A 13991-nucleotide genomic window follows, 5' to 3' on the forward strand; every position below is an offset into this window, starting at 1 on the left:
GCCGGGACGGTGACGTGCCGGGCCCGGCACGTCCGCGGGCCCCGCCGGTTTGGGGCGAGCCGCCCGCCCCTGGTAGCGTTGGCCGCTGCACCTGGCCCTGGCATGCCCTCTCAGCAGACCGGACCGTGCGGTGCTGCCTCCCCCGGTCTCGGCCGGGAGGTACCTCCAGAACCATTACGAAAAAGACTGAGGCTCCTTCGTGGCGAACATCAAGTCCCAGATCAAGCGCAACAAGACCAACGAGAAGGCGCGCCTGCGCAACAAGGCCGTCAAGTCCTCGCTCAAGACCGCCCTGCGCAAGGCCCGCGAGGCCGCTGCTGCCGGCGAGACCGAGAAGGCCACCGTGCTGGCCCGCGAGGCCTCCAAGGCCCTCGACAAGGCCGTCAGCAAGGGCGTCATCCACGCCAACCAGGCCGCCAACAAGAAGTCGGCCATCACCAAGCGCGTCAACGCGACCGTCCAGGCCTGACGCCCCGGGGCCGTCACGGCCCCACCCCCTCAGGTCGAACCGGCCCTCTACCCGGGACCCTGAGGCGCACAGACTCGTACCGCACGCGGCCTGCGTTCGCCACGCGGGTGCGGTGCACACAGATTGACCCAAAGTGCCAGCTCATAGGCGCTTTCGCTACTGCCCGTCAGGGGATGCCCTGGCGGGCAGTACGCATTTTGTACACATGGATCCTGGTGCCTCTCTAGGCGGCGAGCGCAGTACGGGCCGCGAGTGCGGCCGCCCGGCCGATGTCGAGGGCGTCCGCGACCTCGTCCAGCCGCTCCGGGAACAGGTGCCCGTAGACGTCCAGGGTCATGGCCGCCGACTTGTGGCCGAGCATCTGCTGCACGACCTTCACGTCCGCGCCGGCCGCGATGGCGAGCGAGGCCGCCGTGTGCCGCAGCTTGTGCGGGGTGATGCCGAGCCCGTCGAGGCCGGCCGCCTTCACCGCAGGGTCGAAGATGCCGGACCGGAACTCCCAGTACGTCATCGCCTCGCCGCCCGCGCCGCGGAACACCAGCTGATCGGTCGGGCGCCGGTCGACCACGGCCTTGAGGTCCGAGACCAGTGACGCCAGGAGCGGGACGGACCGCTTCTCGTGGTTCTTCACGTCCTTGAGCAGCAGCCCGCCGCCACGCTGGCGGGTGTATGCCTGCACGATGCGCAGCCGGCGGGCGCCGAGCTGCACCCGGCCGACCTTCAGTGCCGACGCCTCACCCCAGCGGATCCCGCAGTAGGCCAGCACCAGGAGGAGCAGGCCGTTCGGGCCGGCCGCCTCGACCAGGTCGGCGACCTGCTCGTGCGTGAGGTAGACGTGATCGTCGTCGTCCTCGTCTGGCGGAAGCTCGTGATCGGCGGCCGGGCTGGTCGACACCTTGCCGGTCTTCACGGCGTACTTCATCACCATGGAGAGCACTAGGTGCGTCTTGCCGATCCGGGCCGGTGACAGGACCCGCCCGCGCTTGCCGGGCGTCTCGCACAGCACGGTCAGCCACGCGGAGACGTCCTCCCACCGGATCGACGCGACCGGCCACGTCCCCCACTTCGGCAGGACGTAGAGGTCGAGCAGCTCCCGGTAGTCAGCCTTGGTGCGCTCCCCGGGCCGGCGGAGCGCCCCGTACCACTGCTCGGCGACCTCGGAGAACAGCGCCTTGCCCTGCTTCGGGTCCCGGTAGGTGCCCTTGTCGAGGCGCTGGATGAGCTCCTGCTGTTCCTTCTCTGCCTGCGGCAGCTTGGCGCAGGTCAGCGCCTTCGGCTTGCCGTCCGGCCCGTACCAGCGGACCCGCCATCGGCCGGGCTCGGCGCGCTTACTGCCGGCCTTCTTCGCCGCCCGCCACTTCTCCATCGCGGCGGCGTAGTCCTTCTGTGTCGCCCGGTCTTCAATCCAGACCCTGGCCATCAGCCAGCCCTTCCCCTTCGCGCGGGCGGCAGAAAGCCCCGGCGCCGCGACTCCTGAATCCATCGACGAACCGTCGCTACTGGCACGCCCGCCTCTTCGGCCAATGCCGGGGCCACCGCATTGGTGCGCTGGACAACGTCGTTGTAGGCCTCGGCAACCCGTCCATAGAAGTCCTCTGGGTCCATGCCCGTCGGCCGAGTAAGAGCAACCCGGGTCGACGCCGGCAACTTCTCTCCGCCGCCGCCCGATGCCATCCCGTCGATAGAGATCTCCAGCTCCGTCAGGAGCTCGGCCATGGACGACCCGGTGTGGGTAGTGCCGGCATTCTCGGCGCTCTGCAGGCTTGCGGAGCGCTCGGGAACGTTGACGACCCCCTCCAGCCAGCCAATCGGCAAGGACTTGAGGACGCCCGAATCGACGCGGGTGTCCGAGCGCACCACCAGGTCGGTGATCACGCGCCGGCCGCGCTGTTCGGCTGTCTTGGCAAGAACCCGGTACGGGCGATCTCGCCACGTAACTCGAACCCAGCCACCCGCACCGAAGGACATGATCTCTGGCTGCTCCATGCCAGCCATGATGCCCCGATCAACTTGATCGCGCAACCCCCGGAGTTTCCCCGATTCACCCGGACCTACTTGACCGGGTGGCGCATCCCATGGCAGCCTCTGGTCATACCGAGCCAGTTGCTCGGTCAAGTTCCGGAGGTGGATCGTGCAGGACGAGAGCCTGACGCCGGCTCAAGCTGCCGTGCTGGTGAACGTCACCGAGAAGACCCTGTCGAACTGGCGGTACTTGGGCGTAGGCCCGACCTACCGCAAGCTCTCGCCCGGCCGAGGCGGACGCGTCCGCTACAGCCGGCGCGGCGTCGAGAAGTGGCTCGACGCCCAGACCATCGCGGCATGAAAACGCGAACGGCCCCCACCTGGACGCGAATCCAGGTAGAGGCCTGACGCACTCCGACACGACGAAGCCCCGGGCTCATCGCCTGCCAGCGACCCGGGGCAACGACCTCACGAAGGAGAACGCTGTGAACCACAGTAAGGGCACCATCACCAAGACCACCACCCCGACTGAGCTCGTCGCCCCGTTCGGCGGTGACCACTTCTGGCACGACGCCGACCGCCGCACCAAGTACCCCCACCTCGACCAGATCGCCGCGATCACCCTCGCGCTGCCCGCCGCCCCGGCCGGCGACTACAACGGCCTGCAGCTCGACGGCGGAGAGTGCGCCGTTCACGCCGTCGACCCCGGCGACGACGTCCCGCTGCTGCCGTGGGCGATCACCCCCGACGGCCACGTGCTCCACACGTGCGGGGACATCCAGTGCCCGCCGGCCGCCGAGGTTCTGCCCGCCGGGATGCGGCTCGCCGAGAACGCCATCCGGGCGGCACTGACCGCCGCCGACCGCCCCCACGACGTCGTGCGCAGACTCCTCCTCGCCGTCGTCGAGATCGCCGAGGACGTCAGCCCGTTCTGCGACCAGTCCGACTGGACCAACGCCGACCGGGCGTCCAACCCGTTCTACCGCGCCGCCGACACCCTGATCTCCGAGGTCGTCCAGCGTCACGCCGAGGGCGCCCAGGCGGACGGGCTCACCGCGGCCGCTGGCGCGCTCGACACCCGCGACGGGCTGTACGCCTCCGTCGAACTGGCCATCGCACGATGCGCCCGCCCCAAGCTGTACGCCGCCACGGGCGAGGACGAGTGACCACCCGCACCACCCCGGAGGTCCCCGCCGTCCTGGCGGGGGCCCCCGGGCCCGCACCCTACGGACTCACCCCCGGCGAGGCGCGCGCCGAGCTCCGCCGCCTCGCCGCCGCCGGGTGGCAGCTGTGGGAAATCCACCGCCGCTTCGGCAATCCCCGCCAGTGGCAGACCGCCACCCCACCACGAACAGCGAGAAGGAGGTGACCGCATGGTGAGCGCCCTCGACCGCGTGCGCGACGCCCTCACGAGCCACGGCTCCCGCAGCGACCAGACGGGCCGCTCCTGGCAGTGCCCCGCACACGAGGACCGCAACCCGTCCCTGTCCGTCGGGGCCGGCACCAAGGGCGCCGACGTCGTCCTGCACTGCCACGCCGGATGCGCCAACGAGGACGTCGTCGCGGCCCTCGGCCTCACCCTCGCCGACCTGTACGACGAGCCCGCACAGAAGAAGGACAGCCGCCCCGTGAAGGTCGCCGAGTACCCGTACTGCGACGAGAACGGCGAGCTGCTGTACAAGGTCGCCCGCTACACGCCGAAGACGTTCCGCCAGTTCGCCGCCGACGGCACCCCGAGCGTCAAGGGCATCCGCCGCGTCCCGTACCGGCTGCCCGCCGTACTCGCCGAGGCCCGCGCCGGCGGCCTGGTCCTGATCGTCGAGGGCGAGAAGGACGTCGACAACCTCGCCACCGCCGGGGTCGTGGCAACCTGCAACGCCGGGGGCGCCGGGAAGTGGACCGACGACCACACCCGGCACCTGCTCGGCGCCGGCGAGATCGTCGTCGTCGCGGACAAGGACGGCCCCGGCCGGGCGCACGCCGCCCAGGTCGCCGAGTCCCTGCAGCGCGCCGGGATCCCGCACCGGGTCGTCGAGCCGGCCGCCGGCAAGGACGTCTCCGACCACCTCGCGGCCGGTCTCGGCTTCGCGGAGCTGGTGACCGTGGATCCGCGTCCCACATATCCCACAATCCCGAATCAGTCTCAGCCTGCGGACCCTCATGGCGATTCTGGGATTTCTGGGACGCGATTCGAGGATGACGGGTGGGACGTTCCGATCCCCCTCGATGCCCGGCCGCTGCCGCCGTTTCCCGTCGAGCACCTGGGCGAGCTCGGCGCGTTCGTCACGGCCAACGCCGCCTCCTTGCAGGTCCCGCCCGACCTGGTGGCGTTCGCCGCCCTCGCCACCATCTCGACCGCGACCGGCGGCCGGCGACAGGTGCGAGTCAAGGCGGACTGGCGCGAGTCCCTGGCGCTCTACCTCGCGGCCCTCGCCGACTCCTCCGAGAAGAAGACGCCGGCACTCAACGCCGCTGCCGCCCCCCTGCGGGAGATCGAGGACATCCTGATCGAGGCCGCCCGCCCGCAGGTTGAGGCCATGGCCCAGGAGATCCGGATCACCCAAGGACAGATGGCCAAGGCCGAACAGAAAGCAACCGGGGACAAGCCCGAGAACGCCCTCGCGGACGCCGAGGGCTTCCGCATGAAACTGCTGGAGCTCGGCGAGCAGCCCGAGCTGCCCCGGCTGCTGATCCGCGACGCCACGTTGGAGGCCATCGCCAAGGTGATGCACGGTCAGGGCGGTCGGATCGGACTCCTCGCCTCCGAAGGCGGCCTCATCAAGGTCGCCGGCGGCCTGTACGGCAGCAACGGGAAGGCGAACACCGACCTGCTGTTGGAGGCCTACACGGGCAGCCCGTACACCATCGACCGCACTGGCCGATCGTCGGCGCGCATGTCCACGACGTTCCTGTCCGTCGGGCTGATCATTCAGCCGGGTGTCCTTGCCGGGCTGGAGAAGAAGAACCCGGAGTTCCGCGAGAACGGCTTGCTCGGGCGGTTCCTGTTCGCCCGCCCGGCGCCCACCGAAGAGGACACCTTCGACTCCCCGCCCGTGCCGCACGGCGTCACCGATGCGTACGCCAAGCGCATCCGGTCCCTGATCGAGCGGGTGTGGAACCGCGAGGAAGTGCTCGCCCTCGACCTCGACCAGGACGCGCGGATCATGTTCGGCGAGTTCTACAACGGCTTCGCCAAGCGCCGCAAGCCGGGCGGCGACCTGCACGACGTTGCTGACTGGGCCGGCAAGTTCCGGGGCCAGCTCATCCGGATCGCCGGCTGTCTCACCGTCTACGAGAACCCCGAAGCGACGCACATCACCCGCGAGCGCATGGCCTCGGTGCTGGCCATGGCCCCGTACTTCATCGCGCACGCCAAGGCCGTGTTCGACCTCATGGGAGCCGACGGTGACGGGCGTCTCGGGCCCCTCCGCGACCTCCTCGCCTGGCTGCGCGGACGACCCGACCCGGCCGCTTCGTTCTCCGTCCGCGACGCCTGGCAGGCCCTCAAGGGGCGCAAGTGGGCCGGAGAGGCAGAGGACGTCACCACCGCACTCGGCGAGCTGGAGGACCACGGGTGGATCGCCTTCCTGCCGCCACCCGACCGCCCCGGGGTCCGGGGCCGGAAGCCCTCGCCCAGGTTCGACGTGCACCCGCTGATCTACACCAAGTCCGAGACCACCACCCTGTGAATCACGTCCCACAAATCCCAGAACGATCACACAGTGACCCGGAAGGAAGTTCCACGTGAGCGACTACGACTACATCCCCGGCGGCGGCTGGCAGGTCGCTGGCCTCAACGACGACGGCACCGGCTGGTCCGAGCCGGTCATCGCCTGGGAGTTCGTCATGGGCTCCGGCTGCCCCGTCCTCGCCAAGGCCGGCACCCTGCTGGTCGGCGACCCGGCCGCACGCGGCGGCGTGACCGCCGGCTGGTGGCTGGTCCCGCCCGGCGAGAAGCCCGAGACCAGCCGCTACCGGCCCACCACCACGAAGGGGGCGGCCCGGTGACCGCCCACGACCGCGTGGCCGAGCTCATCGCCGAAGCTGCCCGCCAGCGGGACGCGGAGAAGACCCGGCGCGCCCGCTACGCCGCAGCCCGGGCCTACGGCCTGCAAGCCCGTGTACGGGCCAAGCTCGCCCGGCTCGGCCAGCAGGACGACGACCCCAACGGACCGACCGCAGCGTGACCAGGGGAAGGGGTGTCGCCATCACGGCGGCACCACCTCGGGGCCCCGTCGCGGTTAACCAAGAAGACGCCCACTCAGAATCCGGCATAGGGGGTCTGGCGGCCTCCCGCCGAGGTCAGATCGGGTGTATGGCATCGCAATGATCAAGGAGAAGAGGACATGGCAGAGCGAGACGACGGACAGGCCGCGGTCGAGCAGTCGGCACGGCCGGCCACCCACAGGGTGGTGCTGAAGGAAGACCAGCGCGAAGCGGGCCCGCTTGGCAGGCCCCGTACGACCGAAGTGTCCGACGAGTGGGCGGACCAGTGGGACGAGCGGATTTGGAGGCGGGCATGAGCGAGCGTCTGGTGCGGACGGTGGACGGGACGGTGCCGCAGGGCATGAGGGTGGTCCTCGATGTGATGGAGCACGCGCCGGTGGAGCCGCCGCGGCCGTGGCTGGTGCGGCAGGCGGCCGGCCAGCTGCTCGACGGCGAGGACGTGACGTGGTTCGCCGAGCCCGGCCGGGTGGTGCGCCTGGTCGCGCTGGTCTGCCCGTGTTCGTGCGTCGAGCTGACGGTTTACGAATCCGGCATGGAGACCTCCCGGTTTGTCGCTCGACTGGAGTAGCCTGTAGGCAGGTTGATCGACGGCCAGCGCAAGCGGCCGGGCGTGAGACCGTCCGTGAGTAGGACCGGCACGGGGTGCGTGCGGCGGCCAGCGGTGAGACTCCGCCCGCCAAGTCGCCCGCCCCGCGACTGGCAGCCGGACGGCCCGCCCCGCCGCATCTCGTCCGCCAAGTCGGCGCCCCCGGTACCACCTGTGAGGCCAACCCCCGCCGCCGCTCTGCGGTCGCGTAGTGCGGTCCGTCTCCAGATCACCGGGAAGCATCCACGACTTCCCAAGGGGACGAACATGTCTGTGTACAAGGATCTGGCCATGGAGCTCCGCGCCAAGCTTGAGACGGCGGAAGCGATCGCGCTGAAGGCCGAGGCTGAGGGCCGCGAACTGACGGCCGAAGAGATCATCGAGGGCAAGGACCTGATCGCCGAGGCGTACCGCATCAAGGGTCGGGCCATGCAGGCGAAGGCCGACGCGGCAACCCGCAAGGAACTCGCCGAGTTCGGCGCCGCCATCGACGGGCCGCGGCTCAAGGACGGTGACCGCAACCAGGGTGGGCGAGGTTTCGGCTCGAAGGGTCACCACCTCGACCCGCGGGTGAAGGCGGCTGGCGGCTCCACCTGGGCCGACACGGTCATCAGGCGGAGCACCGACGAGTTCGGCCACTTCAAGGGTCTGCTGGCCGCCGGCACGGTCCCGGTGTCGGTGCCGCTCGACCCGGAGCCGATCCGCACCGACGTCCCGGTCCTGTCCCTGCGGCAGCTGATCCCGGTCGCCCCGAACACCGGGCCCCGGTTCTCCTACCTGCGGCAGACCACCCGCACGAACAACGCCGCCGTGGTGGCGGCCGGCGCGAAGAAGCCGACCAGCCTCTACACCCTGACCCGGTTCGACGACCGGGTCCGGACGATCGCCCACCTGTCCGAGCCGATCAACAAGTTCGACCTGGAGGACGCGCCGTCGCTGCGTCAGTTCCTCGACCAGGAGATGCGCCTGGGTCTGGAGCTCGGCCTTGAGGGCGAGATCCTCAACGGTGACGGCACCGGCGAGCACATGACGGGCGTCGCGAACGTCTCCGGGTCGCAGAGCCAGGCGTTCACCACCGACATCCTGACGACCGCCCGCAAGGCCGTCACGAAGCTGGAGAAGGTCGGACACCTGACCGGCGCCGGCTGGCTGATGCACCCCGATGACTGGGAGGCGTTCGAGCTGCTGCAGGACAACGAGGCGCGGTTCTACTACGGCGGCCCGGGCAACGCGGTGAATCCGACCTCGCGCCGCCTGTGGGGCGCCCCGGTGGTCACGTCGTCGTCGCAGACGGTCGGCACCACGCACCTGGTCGACTGGCAGGCCGCGACCCGCCTGCACGTCCTGGAGGACGGCACGCTCGACTGGTCGGAGAACCTCTACGACCCGAACGCCCTCGGGGCCGGGGTCGGCGCGTCCGACTTCGAGCGGAACATGATCCGCTTCCGGTTCGAGGGCCGGTTCGGCCTGGAGATCCTGCGCCCGTCCGCGATCGTCGAGGTCGACCTGACCGCCTGATCCACCACGATGCGCCCGGCTGCCACGGCGGCCGGGCGCATCGCCATGTCCGGCCCCACAGGTGCCTCCGGCCGCCCGTGACGGGTGCCTCTAGGGGCCGTTACTCCCGAGGTGAGGGCCCGTGCGGGGCCCCTCTACGCACGAAGTGGCCCCCCGCTAGATCCTGGGGACCGTAGTGGGGGGCCGGAGGGGTGTCGGTAGCGGGCCCGGGTAGGGCCCCGGGGTCTACCCGCGGGCGGCGAGCAGCAATTCGGCGGGCACCGCGCCTTCGAGGTCGGAGCGGCGGTAGCCGGCGAGGTTCTTGCCCTTGATGTTGACCTGCTTGGTGGTGCGCACGACGCCGGCGGCGTCGAGTTCGCGGGCGAGGCGCTCGCCGTCCCAGTCCCCGTACCGGTCGTCGTCGAGGTTGACCAGGCGGTCGAGCAGCTCGACGGTGTGCATCCGCTCGGTGTGCCGCATGACGTCGAGGCAGTCGGACAGGACGGGGGCGATGTTCAGGCCGGCGTCGTCGGCGGCCGCTGTGACATCCCCGGTGGCGTCGCCGGTCAGCGTCTTCGCCTCGACCCGCAGGGCGCGGCCGCGCTGGCACAGTTCGGCGAACGCGGGGCCGTCGAGGTAGTCCGCGCGGACCGTGACAAAGCTGGCCGGGCCGGTCACCAGCACGCCGACACCCTTGTGCTCCTCGGACAGCACGGACGCATCGGCGCCCTGCGCCGCCTTCCCCTTCCCGAGCACCATGTCGGAGGACGCCCGGTCGATGACCTGCGTCGAGTACCGGATGGTGACGATCTCGCGGAGCTTGGTCGGCACCGAGTCGGCGTCCGGGCGCTGGCTGGCGAAGTTGGAGATGAACCCGGCAGCCGGCCCCCGGCGGGCGATGCGGCACAGGTCGTCGATGACCTGGTCCCGGTCCTCCTTCTCCATGGCGGTGAAGTACTCCTGCAGTTCGTCGATGGTCACGAAGATGACGGGGACGTTGAACCGCTTCACGATCTCCGGGGTGAGCTTGCCCTCGGGGCACACCGAGGTGGGCAGGCCCCGCAGCAGGGCGAAGCGCCGTTCCATCTCGCCGAGCAGCTCCTTCAGCATCGCCTTGAGCGCCTCGACGGCGTCGTCCTCGGCGCCCATCACCAGGCGGTGCGCGACGGCCTTCATGGGCATCCAGTCAGCGCCGCCCTTCCCGTCGGCGACGTAGTGCCGCACATACGGGTCGAGCAGGCCGGCGGCGGTCAGCAGGCGCTGCGTGAAGGTCTTGCCGCGCCGGGGCAGGCCGCCGAAGAACATCGACTGCCACATGACGGGGACGTCGATGCGGTTGCCGCGGGCGTCGGCGCCGAACGGGATCGGCTCCCACACGGAGAACTCCCGCAGGGCGACCAGCGGTGAGGGGGTGGGCGTGCCGAGGTACGGGTCGTCGTCGGCGACCCACATCGACACCCGGCCGGCGTTGCCCCCGCCGGACGCCCGGACCCTCGACATGATCAGCTGGATCTCGTCGACGCCGAGCTCGGCGGCGATCTCCTCGCGCTTGGCGAGGACGTCCGCGGCCTTCTTCCCGCCGCCGGTCGGCAGGTCGAAGATGACCGCCCACCCGGACCCGTCGCGGACCGGGCCCATGCTGCAGCGCACCCGCGGCCCCTCCTCCTCGCCCTTGCCGGCCTTGAGCAGGCCGACGGAGCGCAGCGCGTCGTTGAGCTGCTGGGCGTTCATGTCGATGCGCAGAGGCACGTCGGGCTGGTCGAGGAAGGGGCTGTCCTCACCCCGGCCGGCGACGGCGAGCAGAGCCAGCAGCGCGGCACCGAGGACCGACTGCCATAGCGGCGGGGCGAGGGCGCCGGCCGCGACGGCGGCGGAGACGACAGCGGCGGCGGCGCCCCACCGGGAGCGGCGCGCTTCGGTGCGCAGCCGGTGGGCGGTCTGGTGGCGCAGGGCGACGTCGGCGTCGTCGGGCTTGGCCTTGGACTGGGCGGCCATCGCCTTGACGGTCTTGGTGTGGTCGGCGGCGGTGAGGACGGGCCACAGCCGGATGCTGGCGCGCCAGGCGCCGCGGGTGGCGAGCCAGACGCTGCGGGCGCCGTACTTCGGCAGCCGCAGGGTGTGGAAGGCGCCGTGGTAGGCCGTCAGGCGGCACAGGGCGCCGGCGTTGGCGCGGACCAGGGCGGGGGTGCGGGCCCACGCCGGGAGGATCGGCACGTCCGGGACGGACAGCCAGTCCGCGAGGGGGTTGCCCGGCCGGTCGACGGCCTCGACGCCGTCGAGGTCACCCTCATCAGTGGTGAGGGTGGGGGCCGGCTTGGTGAGGTCGAGGGGCTCGGCCGGGTCGGGGACGGCGGTCAGGTGCGGGCGGGTGGCGAAGGCTTCGGACACAGGGGTCTCCTGAGGGTGGCCCGGGGTTCGATCCGGCGGCGGACGGAACCCCGGGCGGGGCGAGGGGAAGGTCAGGGCCGGCGGATGTCGCGGATGATCCAGCGGCACACCAGCGCGCACACCGCAATGGCAACCGCGGCCAGGCCGAGGGCGAGCAGCAGCGCCGTGATGGTCATCAGGACCGGCACCAGGACGGCCGCGGCGCCGACGCCGGCTGCCACGTACCCGCCGATCGGGCGGGCGGGTACAGGCACCGGGGGCTGCGGGTACACCGGGTACGCGGGCGGGTACGGCGTCTGCTGGGCCGGGTACATGGCGTGCCCGTGGTCGTGTCCGCAGGTGCAGCGGTGGTCGGTGCTCATGCCCGCACCCCGCTCTCGACGTCGCGGCGCAGGACGTCCTGTACCCGCTTGGCCCGGTCCTGGCCGACGGCGAGTACGGCCCGGATCTCCCTGATCGGGGGCACCTTGCCGTCCGCGATCCGGTCGGCGAACTCGGCGCGGGCCCGGGCGGTCAGGTCGTCCTCGGACTCGCCCGTACCCGGGTCCTGGCCGTCCTCGGGTACGTACTCGGCGTCGACCTGCAGCCGGGTACGTGGCGGCTCGGCGGCAACCGTTGCCGTCTGAGCAACGACTGCCCGGGGCCGGTCGGGCAGCGGCAGGAACGCCAGCTGTACCCGCTCGTGCTCCGCCGGGTACGCGGCGGGTACAGGCTCCGGGTACACCGGGCCGTCGATGAAGTCGGCCAGGCCGACCCCGTCCGAGGGGGTACCGCTCCGGTAGTCCCCGGGGGTGTGCGCAGTGTGCACACCCTTCGTGGCGGCGTCCATGGTCGTGGACGGCCTTTCCGTCACGAATTCCGTCACGACAGCTGACGGAACCTCGGGGGTCTCCGCACTGTGGAGACCGTTCGCGGCGCCAGGGGTACTCAGCCGGTGAGTACCCTCCCCGCTTGTAAGGTCCCCGAGGGACCCAACAGACAGGGGGACAGGGTGTCCCTCTGTGAGGGACGGCCTGTCCCCCACCGGTCCGGTGAGCGGACGCCCCTGCCCGGCTGCCGGGGCATTTTCCCGGATCCGGGAAAATTGCAGGTCAGAGGCCGTTCCTGTTTCGGCGATCGCCGGAAAAGCCTGGTCAGAGACCTCGTTGACAATGTGAACGAGGTCGCCCGCAGGGGTCTCAGCAGTGCTTAGGGCGGTCTGACCTGCACCGTCGCTCAGCGCGTCGTGGACCTGCCGCATCAGCGCACCGAAGGCCAGCAGCGCAGCGGTCGGCGGCACCGCGGCGACCACGTAGTCCAGCGGCTGGGCGTGAGTGCCGACGCCCGCGATGTTCAGGGCGATGGACCCGCCCGAGCCCACCACGGTCAGGGCGATCGCCCACCAGTCCGTGCGGCGGGACAGCGAAGCGCGGAGCATCAACAGCTCGCCCGCGACGATGAACAGGTCCAGGCAGCCCGGCCACGCCCACGCCCGGGGTTCGGACCCGCCGAGACCGTGCTCGGCGGCCACGGTGTGCAGGTGGGCGTAGGACAGCCAGAACGCGGAGCCGGTCAGCAGGCCGATCACGGCGGCCGCGGCGGCGGTCAGCCGGCGGGAGTGGTCGCGCATCACAGGGCACCCTCCACGCGAAGGATGAGCGCCAGCTGCCGGGCGAGGATCCGCAGCTCGACTGCGTGCCCGGCGAGCGTGTCCGCGAGGGCGTACAGGGCGGTGTCGTCGCGGAACCGGTGGCAGTCGCCGCCGATCTCCACCACCAGGCTGGTGCGCCGGTTCTCGGGCCGGCCGGAGTACGGGGACCGGGTGAGGAACAGCCGCATCACCCCGACGTCGCCGTGCTCGGCGCCGACGGTCAGCACGGTCTCGGGGCCGTCGTGGGAGAGGTCGACCAGGTGCAGGCCGTCCTCGTGCCGGCCGGTGCACCACGCGGGCTCGGGGGCCGTCACGGGGCCGTGGTCGCTGGTGTGCACCGTCACGGTGCGGCCGGCGCTCACAGGACACCCCGCCCGAGGTCGGTGTACTCAGCGAAGTGGGCGCGAAGGTGGGCGCTGTACGGGCCGGCGGTGAGGCGGGCCGCGTACGAGGCGTCGAGCAGGTCGTCGCCCTCGGCGTCCCACGGCGCCGTGCGGCGCTCCAGGCGGGCCGCGAGCCGGTAGGCCGCGGCGAGCAGGACGTCCCGCGGGTCGTCGACGCTCAGGCCCATGTTCAGCATGAGCAGGTGCAGCGGGCCGTCCGCCGCGTAGTCCGGCAGTCGCCGCCGGCGGGCGGGCATGGCGGGGGTAGGGTCGTTCATCAGGTCGGACTCCCTGTTCTGGAGGGGTCCGGCTCAGGCGCCGCCCGGTGTGCAACCACCGGGCGGCGCCGTCCTGTCTCGCAGTACACATTCAGTACACATGAGGCAGGGATAAGCCGGGATATCGCGGGATAACGCGGGATTGCGTTTCCCCAGGTCAACCGGCCTATGAGGCTGTTTCTGCAGGTCAGTCAGATGCTTCGAACACACGCGGCCTGCGTTCGCCACGCGGGTGCGGTGCACATGGATCGACCGAAGTGCCGGCTCGCCGGCGCCTCCGCTACTGCCCGCCAGGGATGCCCTGGCGGGCAGTACGCGTTTGGCGCGGGGCGAGTCGCCGGTCCTGCCGTCCTGCGGTCCTGCCGGACGGAACACGGCAGGGCAGGCCCACCGGATTCGCTCCCGGCGTCCGGTCGACCTGCCGGACCACGGACGGCGCGAAGCTGGCCGCGCCCGGCCTGACGTCCGGCCCCGATTCGCCGGGCCGGCGGGCCACCGGGCGGCGAGCGGCGGACGGGGGGAGCTGCCGGCTCGGGACACTGCGCAGGGCCGCGACAGTCGAGCGCGCGAG

At 71.3% G+C, this 13991-nt stretch carries 17 protein-coding genes; 10 read left to right on the forward strand and 7 right to left on the reverse strand.

Annotated features, from left to right (window positions below; all coding sequences use genetic code 11):
- Window positions 1-199 precede the first annotated feature (199 nt).
- Complete coding sequence (rpsT, locus tag J2S46_RS13835; protein ID WP_073927651.1) at window positions 200-469, forward strand: 30S ribosomal protein S20; 270 nt, start codon at window positions 200-202, stop codon at window positions 467-469.
- 223 nt (window positions 470-692) lie between these two features.
- On the opposite strand, the gene J2S46_RS13840 is transcribed toward rpsT, so the two are convergent.
- Together J2S46_RS13840 and J2S46_RS13845 are read right to left on the reverse strand one after the other, a co-directional pair.
- Window positions 693-1889 (reverse strand): tyrosine-type recombinase/integrase, encoded by a 1197-nt coding sequence (locus J2S46_RS13840; protein WP_191289235.1) that lies wholly within the window; start codon window positions 1887-1889, stop codon window positions 693-695.
- Window positions 1889-2455, reverse strand: coding sequence for a hypothetical protein (locus J2S46_RS13845; RefSeq protein WP_191289236.1), 567 nt, complete (start codon window positions 2453-2455; stop codon window positions 1889-1891). The genes J2S46_RS13840 and J2S46_RS13845 overlap by 1 nt, the downstream gene beginning before the upstream one ends.
- Before the next feature lie 145 nt (window positions 2456-2600).
- Here J2S46_RS13845 and J2S46_RS13850 point away from each other — a divergent pair, with 145 nt between their 5' ends.
- The 9 genes from J2S46_RS13850 (at window position 2601) to J2S46_RS13890 (ending at window position 8762) form a co-directional block, all read left to right on the forward strand.
- Window positions 2601-2792 (forward strand): helix-turn-helix domain-containing protein, encoded by a 192-nt coding sequence (locus J2S46_RS13850; protein ID WP_191289237.1) that lies wholly within the window; start codon window positions 2601-2603, stop codon window positions 2790-2792.
- A 124-nt stretch (window positions 2793-2916) separates the two neighbouring features.
- Entirely contained in the window at window positions 2917-3597 is a 681-nt protein-coding gene (locus J2S46_RS13855; protein ID WP_191289238.1) for a hypothetical protein, read from the forward strand.
- Window positions 3594-3800 (forward strand): hypothetical protein, encoded by a 207-nt coding sequence (locus J2S46_RS13860; protein WP_191289239.1) that lies wholly within the window; start codon window positions 3594-3596, stop codon window positions 3798-3800. The genes J2S46_RS13855 and J2S46_RS13860 overlap by 4 nt, the downstream gene beginning before the upstream one ends.
- A 4-nt stretch (window positions 3801-3804) precedes the next feature.
- A complete protein-coding gene (locus tag J2S46_RS13865; RefSeq protein WP_191289240.1) occupies window positions 3805-6120 on the forward strand; it encodes a DUF3987 domain-containing protein in 2316 nt (771 codons plus the stop codon).
- 55 nt (window positions 6121-6175) lie between these two features.
- Complete coding sequence (locus J2S46_RS13870; protein WP_191289241.1) at window positions 6176-6439, forward strand: hypothetical protein; 264 nt, start codon at window positions 6176-6178, stop codon at window positions 6437-6439.
- Window positions 6436-6618, forward strand: a complete 183-nt coding sequence (locus J2S46_RS13875) for a hypothetical protein (protein WP_191289242.1) — start codon at window positions 6436-6438, stop codon at window positions 6616-6618. The genes J2S46_RS13870 and J2S46_RS13875 overlap by 4 nt, the downstream gene beginning before the upstream one ends.
- A 159-nt stretch (window positions 6619-6777) precedes the next feature.
- Window positions 6778-6954 (forward strand): hypothetical protein, encoded by a 177-nt coding sequence (locus J2S46_RS13880; protein ID WP_191289243.1) that lies wholly within the window; start codon window positions 6778-6780, stop codon window positions 6952-6954.
- Complete coding sequence (locus J2S46_RS13885) at window positions 6951-7226, forward strand: hypothetical protein (protein ID WP_191289244.1); 276 nt, start codon at window positions 6951-6953, stop codon at window positions 7224-7226. Before J2S46_RS13880 ends, J2S46_RS13885 begins: the two co-directional genes overlap by 4 nt.
- Before the next feature lie 285 nt (window positions 7227-7511).
- Window positions 7512-8762, forward strand: a complete 1251-nt coding sequence (locus J2S46_RS13890; protein WP_191289245.1) for a phage major capsid protein — start codon at window positions 7512-7514, stop codon at window positions 8760-8762.
- A 225-nt stretch (window positions 8763-8987) separates the two neighbouring features.
- On the opposite strand, the gene J2S46_RS13895 is transcribed toward J2S46_RS13890, so the two are convergent.
- The 5 genes from J2S46_RS13895 to J2S46_RS13915 form a co-directional block, all read right to left on the reverse strand.
- Complete coding sequence (locus J2S46_RS13895) at window positions 8988-11129, reverse strand: FtsK/SpoIIIE domain-containing protein (RefSeq protein WP_229912512.1); 2142 nt, start codon at window positions 11127-11129, stop codon at window positions 8988-8990.
- Between the two features lie 71 nt (window positions 11130-11200).
- Window positions 11201-11491, reverse strand: coding sequence for a SpdD protein (locus J2S46_RS13900; RefSeq protein WP_191289246.1), 291 nt, complete (start codon window positions 11489-11491; stop codon window positions 11201-11203).
- Entirely contained in the window at window positions 11488-12738 is a 1251-nt protein-coding gene (locus J2S46_RS13905; protein WP_191289247.1) for a DUF2637 domain-containing protein, read from the reverse strand. Before J2S46_RS13905 ends, J2S46_RS13900 begins: the two co-directional genes overlap by 4 nt.
- Entirely contained in the window at window positions 12738-13121 is a 384-nt protein-coding gene (locus J2S46_RS13910) for a DUF6907 domain-containing protein (protein WP_191289248.1), read from the reverse strand. The genes J2S46_RS13905 and J2S46_RS13910 overlap by 1 nt, the downstream gene beginning before the upstream one ends.
- On the reverse strand, window positions 13118-13420 hold the full coding sequence (locus J2S46_RS13915; RefSeq protein WP_191289249.1) for a hypothetical protein: 303 nt from the start codon (window positions 13418-13420) through the stop codon (window positions 13118-13120). The genes J2S46_RS13910 and J2S46_RS13915 overlap by 4 nt, the downstream gene beginning before the upstream one ends.
- Window positions 13421-13991: the final 571 nt, after the last annotated feature.

Source organism: Kitasatospora herbaricolor (assembly GCF_030813695.1).
Lineage (GTDB): Bacteria > Actinomycetota > Actinomycetes > Streptomycetales > Streptomycetaceae > Kitasatospora > Kitasatospora herbaricolor.